General features: G+C 44.9%; 24 protein-coding genes. 14 read left to right on the top strand and 10 right to left on the bottom strand.

The genetic code is table 11. The features are described 5' to 3' along the window. The first annotated feature begins 43 nt into the window (after positions 1-43). Entirely contained in the window at positions 44-721 is a 678-nt protein-coding gene (gene mnmD / locus LX99_RS01995) for a tRNA (5-methylaminomethyl-2-thiouridine)(34)-methyltransferase MnmD (RefSeq protein ID WP_109605929.1), read from the top strand. Here the strand turns inward: mnmD and LX99_RS01990 are convergent, their stop codons facing one another. Next, positions 722-1,549: a hypothetical protein gene (locus LX99_RS01990; RefSeq protein ID WP_109605927.1), complete on the bottom strand. Its 828-nt coding sequence runs from the start codon at positions 1,547-1,549 to the stop codon at positions 722-724. A gap of 141 nt (positions 1,550-1,690) precedes the next feature. On the opposite strand from LX99_RS01990, the gene mazG reads away from it, so the two are divergent. From mazG to LX99_RS01965, 5 genes are all read left to right on the top strand, one after another. Beyond that, the gene (gene mazG / locus LX99_RS01985; RefSeq protein ID WP_109605925.1) at positions 1,691-2,494 is read left to right on the top strand and encodes a nucleoside triphosphate pyrophosphohydrolase; all 804 of its coding nucleotides are present in this window, start codon (positions 1,691-1,693) and stop codon (positions 2,492-2,494) included. A gap of 77 nt (positions 2,495-2,571) precedes the next feature. After that, complete coding sequence (locus tag LX99_RS01980; RefSeq protein WP_109605923.1) at positions 2,572-3,012, top strand: hypothetical protein; 441 nt, start codon at positions 2,572-2,574, stop codon at positions 3,010-3,012. Positions 3,013-3,192: 180 nt separating this feature from the next. Then, entirely contained in the window at positions 3,193-3,744 is a 552-nt protein-coding gene (locus tag LX99_RS01975; protein WP_022833100.1) for an RNA polymerase sigma factor, read from the top strand. Continuing rightward, positions 3,737-5,245 (top strand): outer membrane beta-barrel protein, encoded by a 1,509-nt coding sequence (locus tag LX99_RS01970; protein WP_109605921.1) that lies wholly within the window; start codon positions 3,737-3,739, stop codon positions 5,243-5,245. Before LX99_RS01975 ends, LX99_RS01970 begins: the two co-directional genes overlap by 8 nt. Then, a complete protein-coding gene (locus LX99_RS01965) occupies positions 5,242-5,982 on the top strand; it encodes an outer membrane beta-barrel protein (protein WP_109605919.1) in 741 nt (246 codons plus the stop codon). The genes LX99_RS01970 and LX99_RS01965 overlap by 4 nt, the downstream gene beginning before the upstream one ends. 267 nt (positions 5,983-6,249) lie before the next feature. Here the strand turns inward: LX99_RS01965 and LX99_RS01960 are convergent, their stop codons facing one another. Next, entirely contained in the window at positions 6,250-7,470 is a 1,221-nt protein-coding gene (locus LX99_RS01960) for an ABC transporter permease (protein WP_109605916.1), read from the bottom strand. Positions 7,471-7,559: 89 nt separating this feature from the next. On the opposite strand from LX99_RS01960, the gene LX99_RS01955 reads away from it, so the two are divergent. The 3 genes from LX99_RS01955 to LX99_RS26425 all read left to right on the top strand — a co-directional run bounded on the left by LX99_RS01955 (position 7,560) and on the right by LX99_RS26425 (position 10,212). Further along, positions 7,560-8,798, top strand: coding sequence for an exo-beta-N-acetylmuramidase NamZ domain-containing protein (locus tag LX99_RS01955; RefSeq protein ID WP_109606931.1), 1,239 nt, complete (start codon positions 7,560-7,562; stop codon positions 8,796-8,798). A gap of 31 nt (positions 8,799-8,829) precedes the next feature. Continuing rightward, on the top strand, positions 8,830-9,747 hold the full coding sequence (fmt, locus tag LX99_RS01950; protein ID WP_170122605.1) for a methionyl-tRNA formyltransferase: 918 nt from the start codon (positions 8,830-8,832) through the stop codon (positions 9,745-9,747). 267 nt (positions 9,748-10,014) lie between these two features. Beyond that, entirely contained in the window at positions 10,015-10,212 is a 198-nt protein-coding gene (locus LX99_RS26425; RefSeq protein WP_109606930.1) for a transposase, read from the top strand. Positions 10,213-10,523: 311 nt separating this feature from the next. Here the strand turns inward: LX99_RS26425 and LX99_RS01935 are convergent, their stop codons facing one another. From LX99_RS01935 to LX99_RS01925, 3 genes are all read right to left on the bottom strand, one after another. Then, positions 10,524-11,069, bottom strand: a complete 546-nt coding sequence (locus LX99_RS01935) for a hypothetical protein (protein ID WP_022833105.1) — start codon at positions 11,067-11,069, stop codon at positions 10,524-10,526. 272 nt (positions 11,070-11,341) lie between these two features. Next, the gene (locus LX99_RS01930; RefSeq protein WP_109605910.1) at positions 11,342-13,000 is read right to left on the bottom strand and encodes a S8 family serine peptidase; all 1,659 of its coding nucleotides are present in this window, start codon (positions 12,998-13,000) and stop codon (positions 11,342-11,344) included. A 240-nt stretch (positions 13,001-13,240) separates the two neighbouring features. Continuing rightward, the gene (locus tag LX99_RS01925) at positions 13,241-13,570 is read right to left on the bottom strand and encodes a single-stranded DNA-binding protein (protein ID WP_109605908.1); all 330 of its coding nucleotides are present in this window, start codon (positions 13,568-13,570) and stop codon (positions 13,241-13,243) included. A gap of 151 nt (positions 13,571-13,721) precedes the next feature. Between LX99_RS01925 and LX99_RS01920 the strand changes: the two genes are divergently transcribed. The 4 genes from LX99_RS01920 (at position 13,722) to LX99_RS01905 (ending at position 18,302) form a co-directional block, all read left to right on the top strand. Further along, complete coding sequence (locus LX99_RS01920) at positions 13,722-14,087, top strand: hypothetical protein (protein WP_109605906.1); 366 nt, start codon at positions 13,722-13,724, stop codon at positions 14,085-14,087. Positions 14,088-14,390: 303 nt separating this feature from the next. After that, positions 14,391-15,920 (top strand): glutamine-hydrolyzing GMP synthase, encoded by a 1,530-nt coding sequence (gene guaA, locus LX99_RS01915; RefSeq protein WP_109605904.1) that lies wholly within the window; start codon positions 14,391-14,393, stop codon positions 15,918-15,920. Continuing rightward, positions 15,877-17,136, top strand: coding sequence for an ABC transporter substrate-binding protein (locus tag LX99_RS01910; protein ID WP_146203041.1), 1,260 nt, complete (start codon positions 15,877-15,879; stop codon positions 17,134-17,136). Before guaA ends, LX99_RS01910 begins: the two co-directional genes overlap by 44 nt. Further along, a complete protein-coding gene (locus LX99_RS01905; RefSeq protein WP_109605900.1) occupies positions 17,133-18,302 on the top strand; it encodes an RsmB/NOP family class I SAM-dependent RNA methyltransferase in 1,170 nt (389 codons plus the stop codon). The genes LX99_RS01910 and LX99_RS01905 overlap by 4 nt, the downstream gene beginning before the upstream one ends. A gap of 3 nt (positions 18,303-18,305) precedes the next feature. On the opposite strand, the gene LX99_RS01900 is transcribed toward LX99_RS01905, so the two are convergent. The 5 genes from LX99_RS01900 to LX99_RS01880 all read right to left on the bottom strand — a co-directional run bounded on the left by LX99_RS01900 (position 18,306) and on the right by LX99_RS01880 (position 21,542). Then, complete coding sequence (locus tag LX99_RS01900; protein WP_109605898.1) at positions 18,306-18,884, bottom strand: hypothetical protein; 579 nt, start codon at positions 18,882-18,884, stop codon at positions 18,306-18,308. Between the two features lie 212 nt (positions 18,885-19,096). Next, the gene (locus LX99_RS01895; RefSeq protein WP_109605896.1) at positions 19,097-19,342 is read right to left on the bottom strand and encodes an Ada metal-binding domain-containing protein; all 246 of its coding nucleotides are present in this window, start codon (positions 19,340-19,342) and stop codon (positions 19,097-19,099) included. Then, positions 19,339-20,046 carry a 2OG-Fe(II) oxygenase gene (locus tag LX99_RS01890; RefSeq protein ID WP_109605894.1) on the bottom strand — a complete coding sequence of 236 codons (708 nt, stop codon included), beginning with the start codon at positions 20,044-20,046 and terminating at the stop codon, positions 19,339-19,341. Before LX99_RS01890 ends, LX99_RS01895 begins: the two co-directional genes overlap by 4 nt. A 4-nt stretch (positions 20,047-20,050) precedes the next feature. Further along, a complete protein-coding gene (locus LX99_RS01885; RefSeq protein ID WP_109605892.1) occupies positions 20,051-20,908 on the bottom strand; it encodes a bifunctional helix-turn-helix domain-containing protein/methylated-DNA--[protein]-cysteine S-methyltransferase in 858 nt (285 codons plus the stop codon). 97 nt (positions 20,909-21,005) lie between these two features. After that, positions 21,006-21,542: a GNAT family N-acetyltransferase gene (locus LX99_RS01880; protein ID WP_109605890.1), complete on the bottom strand. Its 537-nt coding sequence runs from the start codon at positions 21,540-21,542 to the stop codon at positions 21,006-21,008. A gap of 221 nt (positions 21,543-21,763) precedes the next feature. Here LX99_RS01880 and LX99_RS01875 point away from each other — a divergent pair, with 221 nt between their 5' ends. Then, on the top strand, positions 21,764-22,837 hold the full coding sequence (locus LX99_RS01875) for an NADH:flavin oxidoreductase/NADH oxidase (RefSeq protein ID WP_109605888.1): 1,074 nt from the start codon (positions 21,764-21,766) through the stop codon (positions 22,835-22,837). The last annotated feature ends 24 nt before the right edge of the window (positions 22,838-22,861 follow it).

Here is a 22,861-nt window from a genome sequence, read left to right as displayed (position 1 = left end):
TACATGAATAATATCTGCCACTACAAGCCATGAACTATCAACTATGAACTATGAACTAAAAATAGTTACCACCGCCGACGGGTCCAACACCATTTACAATGCCGAAGTGGGCGAACATTACCATTCGCGGCACGGGGCCCTGCAGGAGAGTTTGCATGTGTTTGTAAAATCGGGAATGGCGTATTTTTTGGATAGGAATGAGGTTAACGGCTTAAATATTTTAGAGGTAGGCTTTGGTACCGGCCTGAACTTTTTGCTTACCGCCGATGCCTGTACCTGCAAGCAGTTAAAGCTTAATTACACAGGGATCGAGGCTTATCCCATAAACAGCGAAATGATAGCGCTAACCGGGTACCAACAATACGTACCGGCCTTGCTTTGGGAGCAGTTTAACAGCAGCTATCCGCAGGCGTTAAAAACCACCGTTGATATTAATGAAACAGCAAGCCTTCAAATTGCAAACACCAAACTGCTGAACTTTGAAACAGAACAGCGGTTTGACGTTGTTTATTTTGATGCCTTCGCCGCCATCCACCAGCCCGAAATGTGGAACGAAGAAGCCATTAGCCATACGGTTAGCTTTTTAAAGCCCGGCGGCGTATTTGTAACCTATGCCATTACCGGCAACCTGAAACGCATGCTCAAAGCCATGAATTTTAAGGTAGAGAAAGCGCCCGGCGCACCCGGCAAACGCGAAATGCTGCGGGCGGTTAAGCTTTAATTACAAAAAGCGAAAGCCTACATTAAACTTAAGCGTAAAGCCGTTGGTGGTAGGGAGTTCGCGGTAAGCAAACTGGCCTTGTGTGGCTGCACTGCGGGTAGCGTAAATGATGGGCCCCCCGCAAAGTGAAAATGCCAGCCGCGAGTTAACAGGTGCATAGTTTAACGACGGGCCGATCAGCAACCTTGCGCCGCCTTCGGCCTCATCGGCCTCCCAAAAACCTTCCAGGTCTTGCCCAACGGCTTCAAAGCCACCAAAAAATTGTCCGGATATATGGCGGTGCACACCAACGCTGGTAATCAGGTCAAGCCCGTCGCGGTGCGAATCAAATGCTTTTTCAAAACGAAGGTTGGCGCCAAGCTTCCAGTTAGTAACTTCGTAAGCGGCGGTTACCCTGCTAAAAGCAACCGCGTCACTGTTAAATTCGCGCCTGAAACCCAGGCTTGCCCCGGCCCGGAAACCCATTGGCTGCTTGCCGCCTATAAAATCGCGCAGTACTTCGGCTTGTTGCATGGTGCGTACCCCGCCGTTATTGGCAAAGCCTGTACCCAGCATAGCCATTAAGGTAAATTTATTACCGAGGTATCCTTTTGCCGAAAAATTTTGATCAACCCCATCAAAACCAATCGCGGTAACGGTACGTTGGCCGTAACCGCCCGAGTAATTCAGGCTCCAGTTGCGGCCCTGCGGGTTTAGCGTGCTCATGGTGAACAGAAAAGGCTGGGGCTGGCTCAATGTACCGTTTACATCATTGCCTGCAACCTGCTGCGCCACGGCTAAATTAACAATGGCAACCAGAAGGATAAACGTAAAATAAAGCTTTTGCATGATACTGATTGTTTTGATGAAGAGGTAGCATTAACAATTGGCTAATAACATTAATTAATGTTAGCTTAAAATTAATGTTACTTAAGGTTTTCATTAATCACTATGTCATACCTTTGTGATAGCAATTCATCTATAAATATTATGCCTTTAAAAGCGCCAGAAACCGCCCCAACCGCCGCCATAGCCTTTAACCGTTTGCTTATTATTATGGACGACCTCCGGGCCAACTGCCCCTGGGATAAGAAGCAAACCCTCGAGAGCCTGCGCCACCTCACCATCGAAGAAACTTATGAACTGAGCGATGCCATACTGGCCCATGATATGCCCGAAATAAGAAAGGAACTGGGCGATATTATGCTGCACCTGGTGTTTTACGCCAAAATAGGCTCAGAAACCAATGATTTTACTATCACCGATGTATTGAACGGCGTTTGCGATAAGCTGATTAACCGACATCCGCATATTTACGGCGATGTCGAAGTGCAGAACGAGGAGGATGTAAAGCGAAACTGGGAGCAGATTAAGCTTAAAGAGGGCAATAAGTCTGTACTGGGCGGTGTGCCTGCTTCATTGCCCGCCCTGGTAAAAGCATCGCGCATACAGGAGAAAGCGCGTGGCGTTGGCTTCGATTGGGAAGAGAAAAGCCAGGTTTGGGCCAAGGTTGAGGAGGAAATGCAGGAATTCAGGAATGAATTTAACGCCGAAGATGAAAGCGCCATCGATCAAGAAAGGGCGGAGGCCGAATTTGGCGACCTCCTGTTCTCGCTCATTAACTACGCCCGCTTTATCAATATCAATCCTGAAAACGCGCTCGAAAAAACAAACCAGAAATTTATTAAACGTTTCCAGTATCTTGAACTTAAGGCCAAAGAAAACGGCAAACAGCTGCAGGATATGAGTTTAGCCGAGATGGATGTTTTTTGGGATGAGGCAAAAAAACTTTAAAAAATAATTTGCCGCCTGTAGCGTTTGGAAATTTACGTGCGTAATGGTTAAATATCGACGATTAAATAAGATAAGATATGAAACGCAATTTATTTTACCTGCTTCCATTATTGTTAACATTAGGTGTTGCCTGCTCACCTAAAAGCGATGTAACGCCTATACCCCAACCGCAGGGTAATTTTAAAGGCGTATTTGCTGCCGTTGTGAAAAAAACCGGCAATGCTGGTTATGATACCATCAGAGATACTAACTTCAGAGTGGCGTTAACTGCTTCATCCCGTTTTGTGGTTCAGGCTGAAACCCCGCACCATGTGGCCAGTTTTGGAGCTTTTGCTTATAACGGGATTTATATCCAGTTTGCCGATTCGAGCACATTGGCATCAGGCAACGGAGCTAAATTTCACTTAAAAGGTGTTTACCAATATGGTTACGACGGCAATAACTTCCAGTTACTGCGCCGTAATGATACCGGCACCAGCGATACCATCGCTGTACAGTATGCTCTGAAAAAATACTAAAAAGCTTTTTATTGTTTTAATTACCATGCCGGTGCCTATAAAAGGGCATCGGCTTTTTTTGCTTGTTTAAAAGCGGGTGATTTTTTCAATAAAAAATATTTTTTAAATTGTATCATTCGCCCTGTTTATGCCGTAAGGGCGTAAAACAACAAAAATATTTAGCGGAACAAAGAACATTTAATGCATCCACCCCCTCGCATTACCGAAGAAGAGATTGTAAGGCAATGCAAAAAAGGCAGTTTAAAATACCAGGAATTGCTGTATAAGCAGTTTTATGGCTATGCTATGGGTATTAGTTTGCGTTACAGTTTAAACCGCGATGATGCGTTGGAGGCTGTAAATGATGCATTTATAAAAGTATTTAATGCCATTGGCACTTATAATACTGATAAGCCTTTTAAAGCCTGGCTGCGTACCATTATGGTTAACACCGCTATAGACAGGAGGCGAAAAGATCTGAAATTTCAGCTGAATGTGGAGTTGGACAATGCCGCACCTATACGGAGCAATATGGGGCCGGTTGATCATTTAAACGCGCAGGACATATTAAAGCTGATGGTTGAGCTGCCCGCTATTCAGCGTACTATTTTTAATATGTATGAGATAGATGGTTATGATCACGAAGAAATTGCCACCATGCTTGGGATCCCGGTAAGCTCATCGCGTGTTTACCTGAGCCGGGCGAAGGAACGATTAAGGAATATATTAAGAAAAGAAGCACACCATGGATGACCAGTTGGATAACGACTTAAGAAACCGCATCAGGGAAGTGTTTGATAATTACGAAGACACTACCGCCGACGAGGGCTGGCAGTTGCTCAGAGAGAAATTCCCTGCGCAGGATAAACAGCGCCGCCCGGTTTACCTGTGGTGGGCAGGCGTAGCCGCAGCCCTGTTGTTATTTTTAAGTATCGGTACCTGGATGTTTACAAATAAAAAAGATCCCCGTACTGATGGCAACCTTGTGGCGGTTAAACCAGCTCAACCTGCACAGCAACAAAATAATGCCGCTGATACCGTGGCTGCCCCGCTCAACGCGGCGGGCACTAACCCTGCAGGTACAGGTAAGCAAGCGCCTGCTCCAAACCCGGCCGCGGCTGGCGCTGCAAACAGCGGGCTGCAAAATACAATTGCCAAAAGTACCGGCGCTAACCCTAAACCGGCTAACGGCTTGCAGGGGGCGGCTGTGCCTATTTCCCCGGTTATACTTGTACAAATTCCGGCAACAGGCCCGGGGCAACAGGCATCGCTTGCTAAAATCACAACACCGCAGCCCATACAATCGGGCAATAGTAATACAGCCCTCGACAAGTCGGCTACAAAAAAAATGGATAGTGTAAAATCGGCGCTGCCAAAAACAACTGAGCCGCAATACGCGGCTAACCCGGCGGCAACCCAGCCTATTGCTGATAACGGCGGGGTGAATAGGGGCAACGCGGTATCAAACAACACGGCTTTATCGCCCGTTATTGTGAAGCCTAAACCCAAAATTAACAGCATGGAAGCCCTGTTGGCCAGCGAAGACAACGCGCCCGAAAAGATTGATAACAGTGTTCAGGAAAGCCGGGTGAAGTTCGGTGTTTACGCGGCTACGTTTTTTAACTACGCCAAGGGCAGCCAGAACCAGGTTAACGCCGGTGCAGGTATTACATCCGAGATCAGGCTGAGCAAAAACCTGAAACTGGCAACGGGAGTTGCAATAGCGCAAAACACGCTTAACTATGATAAGCGGCAGCCCGAAAACACCCGCGACGCCGTTTCATTTTCGCCGGTTTTAACCGCCTCGTACAACAACCTTGCCGAGTTCAGCAAGGTATCGGCTACGCCATCGTTTACCAATTATAATGCGAAACTGGTTGGCCTGGATATACCGCTCAACATTAAATACGAATTTAACCCGCAAAAAACCGATACCTATATTTTGGCTGGCGTAAGCTCGGGCACATTTGTTAATGAGGCTTATACGGCAAGTTACAGCTACCCGGGCCTGGCCCAGGCAGCCGGTGTACAACAGCAACCGGCCGATGAAACAACCCATAAAAGCTTCAACAGCTTTTATGTAGCCAAAACGCTTAACCTCGCTTTTGGCGTGGGCTACCCGGTTGGCAAAAGCAACCGCATTGTAATTGAGCCGTTTTTTAAATACCCGTTAGATGGCCTTGGCTCGCAGCAAATTAAATTTGGCGCGGGCGGCGTAAACCTGAAACTAAACTTTACAACCCATAAAAAATGAAAAAGCGTTTCTTAACCGTTGTTCTGCTATGTTGCGGAACGAGTTTGTTTGCCCAAAAAATTGAAGTTTCGGTACAGGCTGCTTCGGGTTTATTCCGTTTTTCGGGCGCATCGGCAACGCCTGCTACCATGATACTGCAGGGCTCAACCACCGGCGACCCAATGAACCGGGCTAATAACCCTTATGGCAGTAAAAACGGCTTTAGCTATGGCGGCGGCATCCAGGCGCAACTGGTACTAAAAGGTGGTTTTATTGTGGGCTTACAGACTGGTTACGAAGTGTTGAGAAGTAAAGCGGATGCTAACAGATATTCGCCGATAGTAACAGCTTCAAACTTACCAACAATTACCGGCAATGATTGGACTTTTCCGCTAACCGGCCACGTTGCTTTGCAAAACCAAACCATTAACCTTAACCCGTATATCGGCTATCGTTTTCAGTTTAACAAAGTTAAGCTGGATATTTTGCCAGGTGTGGATATTGGCCTTATGCTTAGCACCCGCGATAAGGGCGAAGCAAAAGACAAGGAAGGCAGATTGTATAAAGTTGATTATGAAAGAGCCAAATCGCCAACCGACGTCAGGTTACGCATGGGCGCGGCAGCCAGCTATGGCCGCTATGCATTAAACGCCTCTTTTGCCCATGGTTTAACTAATTACCGCGAAGGCTGGATTGGCGGCGTAAATGATGCCCATAGCGAATTGTGGCGTTTGGGATTGAGCTATAGGTTGTTTTAGGGGTGGTTGATTGGTGAGCGGTTGATTGAGTGAATGGTTTTATAGGGCAATTTCGAATATCGGATTTTCGATTCCGGATTTTTTAGACAGATACCGAAATAGCAAAAGTCTTGCGGGATGATGATTTGTGATTGTAATGAAGTTTCCGCTTAAAGGCGCTAGTCAGCGAGGCTTACCTAACGCTCAAGACTTGCGCCATAATGGGGGTTGATTCGATGAGTGGTTTTCAACTAACCTCTAATCTCCAATCGCTGATCAACTCAAAAACTACTTAAATTGAATAGCCTTTACCGGCGAAATTCTGCTTACCAGCGATGAAGGAATCATGAGCACCAGCAGGCATACCACCATGGTGCCAAGGTTTAAAAGAACGATATCAACGGCATTAAACTCAATAGGCACAAACTTCATGTAGTATGAAGCCTGGTCGAGCTGAAAAAAGTGCGTTTGCTGTTGAAAATAACCCAGGCCTATGCCAAGCAGGTTGCCTAACAACAGGCCTATCCCAATCAGGTAAGCCGCGTTGATCAGGAACACTTTTCGTATTTCCCAGTTGCTGGCGCCCATAGCTTTAAAAATACCTATCATGGCTGTACGCTCCAGGATCATGATTAACAGGGCCGAGATCATGTTGATAACGGCTACGGCCATCATCAGCACCAGCATCACCACAAAATTAACATCCAGCAGGTTAAGCCATTCAAATATGGAGGGATAATCTTCCTGTATGGTATATTGTTTTAATTTAACCGGCAAAACATTCGTCAGCGCGTTGGCCGCTTCGTCAAGATGATCAAAATCAGCTACGCGGATTTCGTACTGCCCGATCTCGCCCGGTTTCCAGTCGTTAAGGCGGTTAACCAATGACAGTGCGCCGACGACAAAAGTTTTATCGATCTCTTCAACGCCAACATTAAAAATTCCCTTTACTTTAAACTGGCGTTTACGCAGGGGCTCCTGTATAAAATACATCAGCAGTTTATCGCCTACCTTCAGCCTGAGGCGGTTGGCGGTGGTTTGCGATATCATGATCTCCTTCTGCGCTTCAACCGAATCGGCAAAATTGATCAATTGACCGGATACCAGCGTTGTTTTAAAATAGCTCCAGTCGTAAGTTTTGTCAACCCCTTTCAGCACAACACCTTCAATTTCGTTATTGGCTTTGATAATGCCGGGTTTGGTAGCCACGGGCATGATGTGTATAATATAAGGGCTTTTAAGCGCCCGTTTTTCAAAAGCATGGTCGGTTTCAACAACCGAGCTTTCGTACGAGTTGTTCAGATCAAACTTAACTACGCGTATATCGCCCCCAAAGCCGCGAACTTTATCGCGTATTTCGTGTTTAAATCCTTTAACTATAGCAAGCGACAATATCATTACACTAAGCCCCAGCATAATACCGATAATCGCGATGCGTACAATCAACTTAGAGAATGTACGTTTTGATTTAAAGGTGATGCGGGCTGATATAAAGGAGGCGAAACTCAATGCGGATTGTTTTTTTGTACCTTCGCAAATATGCGGTTTTTGCTGTTAAACCTGCTATTTTTAAAATTGTTTCAACTCAATATTTTATCATGAAGTTCAAAACATTTTTGCAATACATTTCCATAGTTGTTTTACTTACCCATACCGCCTGCAGCCAGGCGGGTAACAGCAAGCCGGATACAAGGCCATCGCCAAAAAAAAATAAAATAAATACCCGCATCATAACCGGCGCCGACCAGGTTTCGCTTTATATTGACTATATTAAGGGAAAAAATATCGGGATGGTGGTTAATCAAACCTCGGTTATTGGCGAAAGCCTTACGCCCAGTGTTGATAGTTTATTGCATTTAGGTGTTGCTATTAAAAAGATCTTCGGGCCCGAGCATGGTTTTAGGGGCAATGCCAGCAACGGCGCCAGCGTTAATGATGCCAACGACCCGAAAACAGGCTTACCCGTAATATCGCTGTACGGCAATAAACATTACAAACCCACAGCCGACGACCTTAAGGGGATTGATCTGATGATCTTCGATATCCAGGATGTTGGCACCCGGTTTTACACCTATATATCAACCCTGCACTATGTAATGGAGGCCTGTGCCGAAAATAATGTGGAGCTGATGATATTTGACCGGCCAAATCCTAACGGTTACCTGGTTGACGGGCCGATACTGGATACCGCATACCGTTCGTTTGTAGGTATGCACACCATCCCTATTGCCCACGGCATGACCATTGGCGAGTATGCCCAAATGATAAACGGCGAAGGCTGGCTTAAAAACTCGGTAAAGTGTAAACTGAATATCGTTAAAGTGGCAAATTATAAACATAGCCTGTATTATAAATTGCCGGTAAACCCTTCGCCCAATTTAAACACCGATTTATCGGTGTTGTTATACCCCAGTACCTGTTTGTTTGAGGGTACTACTTTTAGTTTGGGCAGGGGCACTATGCTGCCCTTTGTGCAAATAGGGCACCCGTTGTTAAAGGGTAAATACAGTTTTTCGTTCACCCCCCGAAGCATACCGGGCATGAGCGAAAACCCGCCGCAAAAAGACCAGGAGTGTTTTGGCATCGATCTGGAAAAAATGTCGGCAAATGAGGTAAGGGCGATGGGCTCAATTAACCTGAGCTGGCTCATAGAATTATACAAGGCAATGCCCGATAAGGCGCATTTTTTTAACGCTTATTTCAATAAGCTTGCGGGTTCGGCCCAATTGCGTAAACAGATTGAAGCCGGTGAAAGCGAAGCCGCCATCAGGAAAAGCTGGCAGCCGGGCCTGGAAAAATTTAAAATAACACGAAAAAAATATCTGTTGTACGAATAACAAACAAGAACATCATTTACCTAAACATACTATGAGAATTATATTTATGGGTACCCCCCAGTTTGCCGTTGCCTCGTTAGATGCCCTGATCACTGCAGGATGCGATATTGTTGCCGTAGTAACAGCGCCCGATAAGCCCGCCGGCAGGGGGCAAAAAGTTAACGAATCGGCGGTTAAACAATACGCGGTTGCCAACGGTTTAAAGGTGCTGCAACCCGAAAAATTAAAGAGCGCGGAGTTTTTAGCCGAGCTTAAAGCTCTCAGGGCCGATTTGCAGGTGGTGGTGGCTTTTAGGATGTTGCCCGAAAGTGTGTGGAACATGCCGCCAAAGGGTACCATCAACCTTCACGCGTCATTATTGCCCCAATACCGCGGCGCAGCCCCCATTAACTGGGCGCTGATTAACGGTGAAAAGGAAAGCGGTGTTACCACCTTTTTCCTGAAACATGAAATTGATACCGGCAATATCCTGTTTACTGAAAAAATAACCCTCACCGGTAATGAAAATGCCGGCGAATTGCACGACAGGCTGATGAACAAAGGTGCCGGGATCCTGGTAAAAACGGTTAAGGCCGTTGAAAGCGGTCGTTTTAACGAACACCCCCAGGCCGCCCTTGCCGAAGGCGCCGAACTAAAACACGCGCCCAAAATTTTTAAAGAAGATTGCCTGATTGACTGGACTCAACCGGCTGAAGCGGTATATAACAAAATCCGCGGGTTAAGCCCGGTGCCAACCGCTTATACCGAGCTTAACGGTAAGGTACTGAAAGTTTATGCATCAGAATTTGAGCTTAGCGAACCCGGTGTTCAACCCGGAGCTTTCTTAACAGATAACAAAACGTTTTTGAAATTTGCAACGAGGGACGGTTTTGTCAGTTTAAAAGATGTGCAGCTGGAAGGAAAAAAGCGGATGGGGGTTGAAGATTTTTTGAGAGGGGTGAGGCTGTAGGGCTTTTACAGTGGGTGAAATTTCATTCCAATCTCACGCCCTTTGCCCCTTTGGGGCAAAGGGCGTGAGATTGGAATGTCTACAAAGCTTTCACCCCCTCTGGGGTTTACAAAAAAAGATTAGTCCGGCGATATGATTTTACTAATGTATTGAAAATAAATTAGTTATGTATGATTCCCGAGAGGGGCAGTAGCTTTGTTGCTATTAAAAACCTGATATTTACCACCCCGGAGGGGTTTAACCTAAACTTAGCAATCATGGCAACCAATAACACGTACATACAATGTACTTACATTTCGAATTTGCCGTAAAGCATCGTTAATTGATGATACATGGGCCGAACGGTTAAGAAATTTTATTATAGCTATTGCTCAAAACCATGGGCATAAAATAATCGCTATCAACAATATGCCCGATCATATACACATGTTTGTTGGTGTAAAATACCAATCAGGCAATTTCTGATTTTATGCGAATTGTGAAAAGTGACTCATCCGAGCGGGTCAACAAAGAAAAGCTAACCAAAGGCAAATTTCAGTGACAGGAAGGCTATGGCGCTTTTACCCATAGCCGGTCGCAGGTTTACTGAGTGTAAAATATATATTAAACCGGCAAAAGCACCATAGTAAGAAAACATTTCTGCAAGAGTACCAGGAAATATTGAAAGCTTTGGTATTGCGTTGATGATAGGTATATTTTCAAACAACCGCAATAATAGGTAAGTACTGACTGAAGCTGCGATACAGCCTAAGCAATCGCAAGTACGCTCATATGGCTTATTTCACTTTGATAATTTTGTTTTTAACTACAATGTTGGAGTCGGCCATTATGCTATAGTTGATCTTCACATAACCCTTTTTCAACGGATACTTTTCTATAGCCTTTATCCCGTTTTCCCATTGGTCGCAATAAGTATGTATCGGCGGAACAGCAAACTGCCACCGTCCGTTTTTAAAGGTATATACGTTATAGTTGTGCCAGCAACTGTTAAACCATTCCCGCAGCACACCAATTTCATCTTTCCCATCACCATCAAGATCACCCAGATTAACCGGTTCGCCGCCAATACAATCTTCAATCGTGATGGGCGGTGTATGGTCGCCGGAAAAACGGAGTATGAGTTCACATTTTCCGTCGCAACCGGTTCCGTCGGCATTGATCTTCGGTTTGATAACGGAAATTGATTCTTTGTTTTTATGGGAGGTAAAATTCCCCTCCACCTTTCCGGGAGGAACAAGGCTTTTTTTATTTACGGTATGATTTGAAAAACCGGCAGCGCCGAACAATAAAGCTGCAATAATAATTGGTTTGAAAAGGAGCATGATGATGTTTTTATTGATAAACCCGCAAAAAAAGCAATACTATTTTTGTGTTGATGCTGATGCAAGCTTGAACAACAGCCAACCTAATGAATACATATTTTTTATAACAGGAGAGCGTTTAGCTTAACTTTTACAGGATTCTGAAAGTATTGACGGGGCATCAAAAATATCAACATAGTTGAGTTATGCGCCTACTGTTGTACAAATATATTTAAATGCCCACCCAATTCAGAAAAAGGCAACAGCACTTCATTAAACGTTCATTTTGGCTATTATTTACCGTCAGATATAGTTTTAGCCAAATTCATAGCCTTTTGCATATCGGGAATGCCATAACCATAAGGCATAACCGGGTTATTATACCTGTTGCCTGCCTGCCGCATCACCGTAAGTAATTCCTTATTGTTAAGTTTAGGATAAGCCTGCCACAAACAGGCGGCCAAGCCGCACATAATTGGGCTGGCGTAAGATGTACCGTTTCTTGTTTCCGGAACGCCGCCCGGCGTGATTACGGCGGCACTCAAGCCTAATGCTACAAGATCTGGTTTAACCCGCCCGTCAACAGTTATTCCCCACGATGTAATGAGACCGCCCTCACCTCGATAGTTAACAGAGCCCATTGTGAGTACGTCGGGGGAATCGGCGGGGGTGCCTACCCATTGCATATCGTTACCAGCACAGCATACAATAAAAATACCTTTGCTAAACGCTGCATTGGCTGCTCTGCTGGCCAGCGCGGTTTTGCCATCCATATCTTCAAATTTATAACGCGCTTCCGGCAAGTAATAATTTATACTATAAGTGAGCGAACTATTAACAAGATCAACCCCAACGCTGTCGGCGTATTCAATAGCGTTGGTCCAATAGTCTTCTTCAATAGGATATTCTGTCGCGTCGTCTTCAGTATGCAGTAACCAGTAGTTTGCTTCGGGAGCCGTGCCTACGTAGGTGCCGGGTTTATTAACAGCCATACATGAGGTAACCCATACGCCATGGTTATCAATGGCATAAGGATCAGGACTTTCATAAACAAATGATTTTGCCCCTTTGATACTTACATTGCTAAAGGTTGGGTTGGTATTAAGGTTGATAAAACCTCCGTCAATAACGGCAATATCAATTCCGGCACCTTTAAACCCTTTATTGTGCAGGGCCTGCCCATTACAAAGACTAATATTTTGAGTTGCTTCACCGTAATCAAGCGGTGTATCGGTAGTTTGGTTTGAACCTTTTTGTGGTACGTCGTTATATTGAGCAGGCGGTGTGTTAAGTCTTGGACCTTCCCAAACCAGTATCACATCTTTTACAAATGGCAGCGCTTTAAGTTTATCTACCAAAAACTGGTCGGATGTGTTAATACAAACTGTGTTAAGCCATTTGCTTTTCGCCACTATAGTGCCTCCGGTTTGTTTTATGGTTTTAATATAATCGGGAGAAATAGGCAGGTCTGTTTCATCTATAAGGATATTGTGTTTCCTGCGGCGCTCAATTGCCTTTGCTGATAAAAAATCATTAGGTTTATTTATTGAATAAGCAGATGTCCCCTTGTCTTTAAGTATGATCCTGTATTTGTAGTCATTGTTATCGGTGATGGTTACTTTGCATTTTGCGGATGCTTTTCCGTTATCAACCGTGGCTACTATATTAGTTTGCCCGGCCGCCAGGCATGAAACCAATCCTTCGCTTGTAACAGTAGCGAGCCTGGTGTTTTCAGAACTCCATGTAATATGCTCAGATCCTGAACCGTTATGAATGGTAGCAGTAAGTCTGTAATAATAACTTGAGGTTTTAACTTTATTTAAAAAAGGCGGATCAATAGTTATTGTAATTTCCGGTGGCGGGGGAGGAGCCGGATTGTTTTTTTTGCACCCGGTTGCAAAAAAGCATAACAATATAAAATGTAAAAGTAGTACACGTAATTTGGCAGTCATCAGAAGTTTTAATCAAAGGTTAAGGTATTGTGTTGTTATATTATCGAGGCAGAAAATACCATCCGTCTGGTGTTTTTAACGCGGCAAAGGTATTGTTATTGTCGGAAACACCAAATAGTTTGTTTAGGCAAGGGGGGCACTTTCTGGCTGGAGGCATATCTTTTGGAGAAACATACCAACATTATTTATTGATTTGGCTTCCCGTCGCCCTGCCGGTTTTTGCTGTGGGCCCTGGGCTCTTCAGTTTCTACCCATTTTCAAAAATTCATTTACCACCACTTCGGATACGTAGCGCTTAACGCCTTCTTTATCGGTATAGCTGCGGTTAGTCAGTTTTCCTTCAATAGCAACTTCATCGCCTTTTTTTAAAAAGTCTTCGGCAAGTTTGGCCTGCATTCCCCAGAAAACAAGATTGTGCCATTGGGTAACCTTTTCGCCTTTATCATTTTTGTAAGTTTCGTTAGTGGCTATGGAAAGGCGCACCATTTTTTTATCGGTGTCGTAAACTTTTACTTCAGGATCCATACCTAAATTGCCTACCAGACGTACACTGTTTCTTAATGAGTTCATCGTTTTATTATTTAAATGTTTTGGTTCGTTTGAGTTAACGATACAAAGGTGGGGAGGGGCAGAAAGATTACCCGGTTATTAACCGTTTATAGTCGATAGTATCCGTTTGTAAGCGTTTGCAAACGGATAATTTATTGCCTACCTTTATACCATGAACCAGGAAAGAGTTTGTTTGGATTGCGGGACACCGCTGCAGGGCCGTGCAGATAAAAAGTTTTGTAACGATCTGTGCCGCAATAATTATAATAACCAGCTTAACAGCAATAGCTATAACCTGGTGCGGAATATTAACAATACTTTAAAGCGCAACCGCCGCATACTGGAAGAACTAAATCCAACCGGAAAAACCAAAACTACCCGCAAAAAACTTACCGCCAAAGGTTTTGATTTTGATTACATCACCAGTATCTACCAAACAAAGAATAATTCGACCTACTATTTTAACTACGAATACGGGTATTTATTGCTGGATAACGATGAGGTGCTGCTGGTAAAAAGGGATAGCCAGAAGGATTAACATTTAGCCTATTCGCCAAAAAACTATGAGATCAGAATATTGACCGTTGATTGTAAGTGATTTCGCTGATCTTTATTTTTTGTGATTACAACGATTGTGTTTTTGATTACACCGATTAGTTTGATTTTATTATTACCTTGATCTTCTTGTCTGAACTCAGGCTTATTGAATTTAATTAGTATTATGTTCTCAACTTAATTCTATAAAGTCAGTTCCGACAAAATTGCGGTGCTGAAAAATCAGCGTAATCAACGAAATCAAAAAAATCACTATAAATCAGCGGTCAAAATCCTATCTTTGCCCATGCAAGAAAAAATCCTCATTCTTGACTTTGGCTCGCAATTCACCCAGCTTATAGCGCGCCGTGTCAGGGAGCTCAATATTTATTGTGAGATCCACCCCTTCAATCATTATCCCGAAATTGACAGCAGTGTAAAAGGTATCATCCTTTCCGGCAGTCCGTATTCTGTAAGGCAGGAAGATGCGCCTCACTTTGATTTTGCGCAGTTCCATACCACGCGCCCTATTTTAGGTGTTTGTTATGGCGCACAGTACGTTGCGCATTTTCATGGCGGCGAGGTATTGCCATCAAGCACCCGCGAGTACGGCAGGGCTAACCTGGAATATATTAACCAGGAAAACCCGCTGTTTAAAGATATTCCGGGCGGTTCGCAGGTTTGGATGTCGCATGGAGATACCATTGCGCGTATTGCCGATAATTTTGAGGTTATTGCCAGTACAGATAGTGTAAGGGTTGCCGCTTACCAGGTAACAGGTACGCAAACTTACGGCATCCAGTTTCATCCCGAAGTTACCCACAGTATCGACGGCAAGCAATTGCTGCAAAACTTTTTGGTTGACATTTGCGGTTGCAAACAAGATTGGACACCAGATTCGTTCATCGAAACTACCATTGCCGCGCTTCGCGAAAAATTGGGCGATGATAAAGTGGTGCTCGGCTTATCTGGCGGCGTGGATTCGTCGGTTGCAGCGGTGTTGTTGCACCACGCTATCGGTAAAAACCTGCATTGTATTTTTGTTGATAACGGCTTATTGCGTAAAGATGAGTTTGAGCAGGTGCTTGAATCATACAAACACATGGGCTTAAACATAAAAGGCATCGACGCCAAACAACGCTTTTATGATGCACTGGCTGGCCTGATCGATCCTGAAAAGAAACGTAAAGCTATCGGCCGGGTATTTATCGAGGTGTTTGATGATGCCGCGCACGAGGTTCAGGATGTGAAGTGGCTTGGCCAGGGTACTATTTACCCGGACGTGATCGAGTCTGTTTCGGTTAAAGGTCCGTCGGCTACCATTAAATCGCACCATAACGTGGGCGGTTTGCCCGATTTTATGAAGCTTAAAGTTGTTGAGCCGCTGAACACTTTATTTAAGGATGAAGTGAGGAAAGTAGGCAAAGCTTTAGGTATCGATCCTAATATTTTAGGCCGTCATCCTTTCCCTGGTCCGGGTTTGGCAATCAGGATTTTGGGCGATATCACGCCGGAGAAAGTTGCCATTTTGCAGGAGGCCGATGCGATTTATATAAACAATTTACGCAGTGCCGGGGTTTACGATAAAGTTTGGCAGGCCGGCGCAATATTTTTACCGGTACAATCGGTAGGGGTAATGGGCGATGAGCGCACGTATGAAAACGTGATCTGCTTGCGCGCCGTTGAATCGGTTGACGGGATGACCGCCGACTGGTGCCATCTGCCATATGATCTGCTGGCGAAGATCAGCAACGAGATCATCAACAACGTAAAAGGAATTAACCGGGTAGTATATGATATCAGCTCGAAACCACCGGCCACTATTGAGTGGGAATAAGTGGTTACCATTTTTTACCATAGCATTGCTGCTGGCCGCTTGTTCACCCAAAACGCGGCCGGTAGCAACTACCGTAAAAAAAACGGCTGATAACGTTACCAAAAAGTCCGATAATACTCCCGAAAAACAGCACGGGAAAGCTGCTGAGGATAAGGTTGCTACCATTTCTATGATCCTGCCTTTTGGCCTTGAGCATTTAAATCCTGCACAGCGCTACAGCCCTGCCGATCTGAGTAAAGCCAATATGTCTGTAGAGTATTATCAGGGCTTTAAACTTGCGCTCGATTCGCTTACTGCCGACGGAAGTAATTTCAAACTGCAATTGTTCGATTCGCAGGATGAGATTTCGCAGGCCCGGAATATAGCGTTAAACCCGGCTGTTCGTTCGGCCGATCTGATTGTTGGCCCTGTATTTCCGGAGGGGATGAGGGCTTTTAGTGCTGCCTTATCCTATTCAAAGGGAGCTATTGTATCGCCGCTGTCGCCCGCTAATCCTTCCACCGTTAAAAGGCAGAATCTGGTTACCGTGATCCCGCCCCTGGAGTACCACGCCTGGGGAGCCGCCGAATATATTAACCGTACCCTTAAGCCTAAAAAGATTTTTATACTTCGGTCGGGCTTCAGCAAGGAAAAGGAATATGCCGTTAATTTTAAAAGAGCTACAGACAGCCTGAGTAAAAAGAAAATAAAGGTTGTTAGCCTTTTTGTGGTGAGGGGAAATTTGAGCAGCCTGCTGCCGCAGCTCTCCAAAACAGATAAAAACGTATTTGTTATACCCGCTACCGATCAGGCTTTTCTCGGTGTAACCTTGCGTTCGCTCGATACTTTGAAAAAGCATTACCCGGTAGTATTGTTCGGTCACCCAAGCTGGGAGAAGTTCAGCTTCCTGAAACCGCAGCTTTTGCAGCGTTTGCAAACGCACATCACCTCCGCCGAAAAAATAAATTACAAAGCCTGGGCTACAATTACCTTTTCGCGTAACTATCGCAAGGCTTATCACGTTGAACCGACCGAATATGCCATAAAAGGTTTTGACGAAGGTTTGTATTTCGGTAAGCTGCTTTTTGCCAATAAAGGGCTGACGGATATGGAGCAAACCGATTTTAAGGGATTGCATAACAGTTTCCATTTTATAAAGAAACCTGGCTTGGGTTGGATAAATACCCACGTAAATATATTAACATACACTAACTTTGAGTTAAAACAGGTAGAATGAAGGCTATAAACCAGCTTAAAACGTTTCAGCGAATTTTGGGTGAATACCCTGCCGATACGCCACTAAGTAAATTTTTACCAGGCTTTTATCGTCAAAATAAACAAATGGGCTCTACCGACAGGCGGGTAGCCAGCCGGTTAGTGTACAATTATTTCAGGTTGGGCAGGGCCTTACCCAATTTGCCCGAAGAGGAGCGCCTGATGGTTGCCGAGTTTTTGTGCAATACCCAGATTAATTCCTTTCTGCAAAACTTTAAGCCCGATTGGGCCGCCTGCGTTGGTTTTAACGATGATGATAAAATTGCCATTGTAAAAGCCGCCTATCCCGATTTCAATCTCGAAGATGTTTTTCCCTGGAGTAATGAACTTTCGGAAGGGATTGATAAAAAAGCTTTTTTGAAATCATTTTTCTGCCAGCCTGATCTGTTTATCCGTGTACGCAATGGCTATGATCACCTTGTTAAAGCCGAATTGACCAAGGCGCAGGTAGTTTTTAAAGATGAGGGTAACGGCTGCTATTCGCTGCCTAATGGTACCCGTTTAGAAACCATCTTTGCCAAACAGCATTGGTTTGAGGTACAGGATTACTCGTCGCAGCAAACCGGCAATTATTTTAAGCCGCAGCGTTGGGATAGCTGGTGGGATGCCTGCGCGGCATCGGGCGGTAAATCGCTCCTGCTGCATGAGGATGAACCAAATATCAAACTCGTGGTATCTGACATTCGCGAGTCGATTTTAGCTAACCTTGATGAGCGTTTTCATCTGGCCGGGCTAAGCAAGTATCAAAAAAAAGCGCTCGATCTTACCCAAAATGTTGATTCGGTAATGCACGATTATGCTTTTGATGGTATTATCCTTGATGCGCCCTGCAGCGGTTCGGGCACCTGGGGGCGTACACCGGAAATGATAGCCCAGTTTGATACCCATAAGATCGAGTTTTTCCAAAAGCTTCAAAAAAGTATCGCTCAAAATGTGTTTCAATACCTGAAGCCGGGGAAACCGCTTATTTATATCACCTGTTCGGCTTTTAAAGGCGAGAATGAGGATGTGGTAGATTACCTGGTGAACGAATTGGGGATGAAACTCGAAGAGAAGGCCGTTTTGAAGGGCTACGAACGCAAAGCGGATACCATGTTTGTGGCAAGGCTTAGTGCTGCGGTTAACTGAATATTATTCATCGCTTAAAATATCAATACAATTTTTACTTAAGCCCTTCAATCGTTCGTTCAGAGAAGTTAATCCTTTAACGTCCCCGATATTTTTGTACAAAGTTTTAATAAGCGTTAAGGTGTTATCGTCCGCGTCGCAGGCCTGGGCCTTTTCAAGCTGGGGCAGGGATTTTTTTACCGCTTTTATATAGTCCGGATTTGTTGAGGGGATATCTAATGGTTTATCTGCATCGGGAATATATTTAAGGTAAAGATAGCCCAAAGCCCTATGGGCCACGTAATATTGCGGCTGGGCCGCAACCACCCGTTCATACAATTCGATAGCCTTTACGCTTTGGCTGCCATCTTCATAAAGCTTGGCTGCCGAATTGTAAAAATTTACCCGGACATGGGGCTTTAGTTTTAGGGTATCCTTCATCAGTTGTTCTGCCAGGTCTGTTGCCTTTTCTACCTCTCCCTGTAAACGTGCAAGGTTAAAATCAAGGTATTTATCATATACTTCATCTGCAGTTGCCGTCTGGGCACGGGAAATGGTTACAATAAACAGCAAGGAAAATAACAGCAGGATTTGCCTGAACATGATTGCGGTTTTAGTTTTGTTTATAACGACGATAATGTGGATTAAGTACCGGCAGGCAGGGTGTAAAATCTATTTCACGCAGACGCTAAGGCGTGAAGTATTTTGCAGGTTAAAAAGTTTGAGATTTTAAGCACGCCAGGGCGCTAAGACGCAAAGTTTTTTTAGCGTATTTGCGTCCTTGCACGTCTATGAAATTATACATGCAAGGCTTTTCACTTTAAATAGGCCTCCTTCATACACCTGCTGCAAGGCCTGTAGCCTGCCTGTAAAGCTTCCTCTTCCGAAATGAAGAAAATCCGGTTTCCCATTTTCATGCGTTTGCCCGCAGGGCATTTTAACAAGCCGTAAATTTTGGACTTCATATAGCCGCCAAACTTAATCTCACCGGCGTCTATCAACTGTTTCAGTTTCCGGCTTCGCGCAAAATTGGTATCGCCTAAATCAAGATGCTTTATCATTTGGCATCGTGAAATATGATACCCATACTGTGTCGCTTACCTTCGGTTACTTCGCTTACGCCATGCTTCATATTTACCCGGTTGTAACCCCTTGTTCCCTTAACCGGGCGAAAACTGGTGGTAAAGATCAGCATATCGCCTTGGGCCGGTTTCAATACCATAGCCCGCGATTGCTCCCTGGGCTTTTGTTGGGTTAATACAAATTCACCGCCTTCATAATCCCGGCCGGGCTCATCCAAAATAAACACAAGCTGCATCGGGAAATAGATCTCGCCGTATAAATCCTGGTGCATGGCGTTAAAGCCGCCTTTTTCATACTTCAGGATCAGGGCAGTTGGTTTTGTTTGTTGGTGCTGGTGGCAGTGTTCTATCAATTCGTTAAGGTTAGCCGGAAACGGATGTTCTTTGTTCAATTGCCGCATCCAGTTGTTGGCAACCGGCGCAAGGTACGGATAAACATATTCCCTTAACTGCTGTACAACCGGCGGTAACGGATAGGCAAAGTATTTATACTCACCGATGCCGTAATTGTGCCGCTCCATCACTACCGTTTTACGGTAAAGCGCCCCGTTTGGATAAGCAGCTTTCAACCTTTCACATTCGTCATGGGGTAATACTCCCTTCACCTGCGCGTATCCCTTTGCATCAAGGCTTGCGGCTATTTCAGTCCAGTTTAAACTATCAATCTTTTGTTTGATATTCATGTGGTTATTGCATGTGTAAGGGTTCCTGAACTTTTGCCGCTTCCCAGCCTATCATCGCTGTTTTACGGGTTGGGCCCCAGTGGTATTGCCCAAATTCGCCGGTTGATTTAATTACCCGGTGGCACGGGATCAAAAAAGCTACCGGGTTGGCAGCAATCGCGCTGCCAACAGCTCTGCTGGCCGTTGGCATTTGTATGGTTTGCGATACATCTGAATAAGTGTTTAAACCACCCATGGGTATTTTAAGCAACGCTTCCCATACCTTAAGCTGAAAGCCCGTGCCTTTTAAATGCAGTTTGATAGACGATAATTCCGACCAATCTTTTTTAAATACCAATAAAGCATTTTGCTGGGCCGCATCAGCCATTTGCCTGTAGGTTGCATTCGGAAACTGCAGCAGTAACTCGTTTAAAGCGGTTTCACGGTTATCGGCGAAGGCGAGGTAGCAAATGCCTTTAGCTGTCGAAGCCACAATGATGTCGCCGAAGGTGCTTCCGGCAAAGCTGTAATTAATTTCAAGTGCCTTGCCACCGCTTTTATATTCGGCAGGCGTCATGCCTTCAATATTGATGAAAAGATCGTGCAGTCGGCCTGTCCCGGAAAGACCCGTTTCAAAGGCTGTATCGAACAGGGTAGCCTGTTTCTGCTTCAAAATGTTTTTGGCATAATCGAGGCTCAGGTATTGTAAAAACTTTTTAGGACTGATGCCCGCCCAGTCGGTAAACAGTCGCTGAAAGTGGAAAGGGCTGAGATTTACTTTTTCGGCTACTTCGTCCAGGTCGGGCTGGTTTTTAAAGTTAAGCTGAATATATTTTATTGCCTCTGCAACACGCCCGTAATTGATATTTTCCTGTGTGCTCATAACGTTAATTATTATTTGTACACTACAAATTTATAGAGGCCGCCATGCCAATAAAACCCGGAACTTGCTAACCTGTACTAAGTAAATATAAGCTTTGTTACAAGTTTTTGTACATTTTAATAATGGGCAATACGTGGCCGTCAGGCATAGGCTGTTGTATATTTTCTAAAGCCTGGTATCCCATAGCTACGTAAAGCGGTACTCCAGGGAGTGTTGCGCCTAATTGCAGGCTTTTAAAACCGGCGTGTCGCGCGGCAGCTTCGCAAACTTTAATAATATGGGTGCCGATGCCCCGGCGGGCATAATCCGGGTGAACAAAAAAAGCCCTGATGCGCGCCGGATCAGTTTCCGGGTTAAGCAGCGGGTCTTCCACCTCTTTGTGCTGATCGCCGCCGTACAACGTGTTCCTTTTGCTCCAACCGCCGCAACCTACGGTAACGCCTTCCATTTCGGCTACATAATAGGTGCCGTCAATAACCAGTTGGGTATCTACTCCGAAAATATATTTAATAGCGCTTTCAATTTGCTGCGGCGTATTGTAAGCGGTACTTAAACCACGAACCGAAATACCGATCAATTGCTGCAACTCCGGAATATCATCCGGCGTTGCCAGGCGGGTAGTTATTACAGACATGGCGGTAAATGTAATGAACTAATCATCAATTCAAAGTAATCCCTAAAATCGCTCTCCCTCCCGATAAAAAGACTGTGGAATCGGTGTGATCATTTTATGATCGGGGGTAATCGCCTAAAAAAAACAAGCTACGGTCATATTTATCACCCTGATGTTTATTTTACAAAAAACCTATGCGCATACCGTGTGTTGTTAAGCATATTTGTGAAAAGAAAATACATATGTCTACACTGTTTTCACCCCTTAAAATAAAAAATATCGAACTTAAAAACCGCATCGTGGTGTCGCCCATGTGCGAATATTCGAGCACCGATGGTTTTGCTAACGACTGGCACCTGGTGCACCTGGGCAGCTTTGCTACAGGCGGCGCCGGAATGATCATCACCGAAGCCATGGCAGTATCGCCGGAAGGCCGCATCACCTTTGCCGATCTCGGCCTGTATAAAGACGAGCATATTGAAAAGCTGAAACAAATTACCGGTTTTATTAAAGCACAGGGAGCTGTTGCCGGAACGCAGCTGGCACATGCCGGCAGAAAGGCGAGCCATAGGCAACCCTGGGTTGGCGGCAAACAAATTCCTTCAAATCAGCCGGATGGCTGGAAAAGCGTTTCGGCAAGCAATATCCCTTTTACAGAGGGCGAAGAAGCGCCGGTTGCTTTGGATAAAGCCGGAATAGAAAAGGTAAAAGCCGATTTTAAAGCCGCAACCGTTAGGGCTGTTGCCGCGGGTTTTGAGGTGATTGAATTGCATGGCGCCCACGGCTACCTGATTAACCAGTTCCTTTCGCCGTTCAGCAATAAGCGTACTGATGAATATGGCGGAAGTTTTGAAAACCGCATTCGTTTTCTTTTAGAAATTATTGACGAGGTGAAACAGGTTTGGCCTGAAGAAAACCTGTTGTTTGTGCGCATCTCGGCTACCGAGTGGGTAGAGGGTGGCTGGAACGCGGACGACTCGGTAGCGCTGGCCAACATTTTAAAAAATAAAGGGGTCGACCTGATCGACTGCTCTACCGGTGGTAATATCCCCAATGTTAAAATACCATTAACGCCGGGTTATCAGGTTGAATTTGCAACTAAAATAAAAAAAGAAAGTGGTATACTTACCGGAGCCGTAGGCCTGATTACCGAAGCACAGCAGGCAAACGATATTATTGAGAACGAACAGGCCGACCTGGTGTTTATGGCAAGGGAAATGCTGCGTGACCCACACTTCGCCCTCCGTGCCGCTCACGAGCTTGGCGAAGACGTGAAATGGCCGGTACAATATGAGCGGGCAAAATGGAGTAATTAACGGGGAAGTCCATAGCTAATGGTC

Source organism: Mucilaginibacter oryzae (assembly GCF_003148845.1).
Lineage (GTDB): Bacteria > Bacteroidota > Bacteroidia > Sphingobacteriales > Sphingobacteriaceae > Mucilaginibacter > Mucilaginibacter oryzae.
Note: the sequence above shows the minus strand (reverse complement) of the source record. Positions and strands in the feature narration are given on the sequence as shown.

What these genes read in the sequence shown, in the direction of transcription:
- mnmD (WP_109605929.1), top strand. Translation starts at nt 44, where the DNA reads ATGAACTATGAACTAAAAATAGTTACCACCGCCGACGGGTCCAACACC.
- LX99_RS01990 (WP_109605927.1), bottom strand. Translation starts at nt 1,549, where the DNA reads ATGCAAAAGCTTTATTTTACGTTTATCCTTCTGGTTGCCATTGTTAAT.
- mazG (WP_109605925.1), top strand. Translation starts at nt 1,691, where the DNA reads ATGCCTTTAAAAGCGCCAGAAACCGCCCCAACCGCCGCCATAGCCTTT.
- LX99_RS01980 (WP_109605923.1), top strand. Translation starts at nt 2,572, where the DNA reads ATGAAACGCAATTTATTTTACCTGCTTCCATTATTGTTAACATTAGGT.
- LX99_RS01975 (WP_022833100.1), top strand. Translation starts at nt 3,193, where the DNA reads ATGCATCCACCCCCTCGCATTACCGAAGAAGAGATTGTAAGGCAATGC.
- LX99_RS01970 (WP_109605921.1), top strand. Translation starts at nt 3,737, where the DNA reads ATGGATGACCAGTTGGATAACGACTTAAGAAACCGCATCAGGGAAGTG.
- LX99_RS01965 (WP_109605919.1), top strand. Translation starts at nt 5,242, where the DNA reads ATGAAAAAGCGTTTCTTAACCGTTGTTCTGCTATGTTGCGGAACGAGT.
- LX99_RS01955 (WP_109606931.1), top strand. Translation starts at nt 7,560, where the DNA reads ATGAAGTTCAAAACATTTTTGCAATACATTTCCATAGTTGTTTTACTT.
- fmt (WP_170122605.1), top strand. Translation starts at nt 8,830, where the DNA reads ATGAGAATTATATTTATGGGTACCCCCCAGTTTGCCGTTGCCTCGTTA.
- LX99_RS01935 (WP_022833105.1), bottom strand. Translation starts at nt 11,069, where the DNA reads ATGCTCCTTTTCAAACCAATTATTATTGCAGCTTTATTGTTCGGCGCT.
- LX99_RS01930 (WP_109605910.1), bottom strand. Translation starts at nt 13,000, where the DNA reads ATGACTGCCAAATTACGTGTACTACTTTTACATTTTATATTGTTATGC.
- LX99_RS01925 (WP_109605908.1), bottom strand. Translation starts at nt 13,570, where the DNA reads ATGAACTCATTAAGAAACAGTGTACGTCTGGTAGGCAATTTAGGTATG.
- LX99_RS01920 (WP_109605906.1), top strand. Translation starts at nt 13,722, where the DNA reads ATGAACCAGGAAAGAGTTTGTTTGGATTGCGGGACACCGCTGCAGGGC.
- guaA (WP_109605904.1), top strand. Translation starts at nt 14,391, where the DNA reads ATGCAAGAAAAAATCCTCATTCTTGACTTTGGCTCGCAATTCACCCAG.
- LX99_RS01910 (WP_146203041.1), top strand. Translation starts at nt 15,877, where the DNA reads ATGATATCAGCTCGAAACCACCGGCCACTATTGAGTGGGAATAAGTGG.
- LX99_RS01905 (WP_109605900.1), top strand. Translation starts at nt 17,133, where the DNA reads ATGAAGGCTATAAACCAGCTTAAAACGTTTCAGCGAATTTTGGGTGAA.
- LX99_RS01900 (WP_109605898.1), bottom strand. Translation starts at nt 18,884, where the DNA reads ATGTTCAGGCAAATCCTGCTGTTATTTTCCTTGCTGTTTATTGTAACC.
- LX99_RS01895 (WP_109605896.1), bottom strand. Translation starts at nt 19,342, where the DNA reads ATGATAAAGCATCTTGATTTAGGCGATACCAATTTTGCGCGAAGCCGG.
- LX99_RS01890 (WP_109605894.1), bottom strand. Translation starts at nt 20,046, where the DNA reads ATGAATATCAAACAAAAGATTGATAGTTTAAACTGGACTGAAATAGCC.
- LX99_RS01885 (WP_109605892.1), bottom strand. Translation starts at nt 20,908, where the DNA reads ATGAGCACACAGGAAAATATCAATTACGGGCGTGTTGCAGAGGCAATA.
- LX99_RS01880 (WP_109605890.1), bottom strand. Translation starts at nt 21,542, where the DNA reads ATGTCTGTAATAACTACCCGCCTGGCAACGCCGGATGATATTCCGGAG.
- LX99_RS01875 (WP_109605888.1), top strand. Translation starts at nt 21,764, where the DNA reads ATGTCTACACTGTTTTCACCCCTTAAAATAAAAAATATCGAACTTAAA.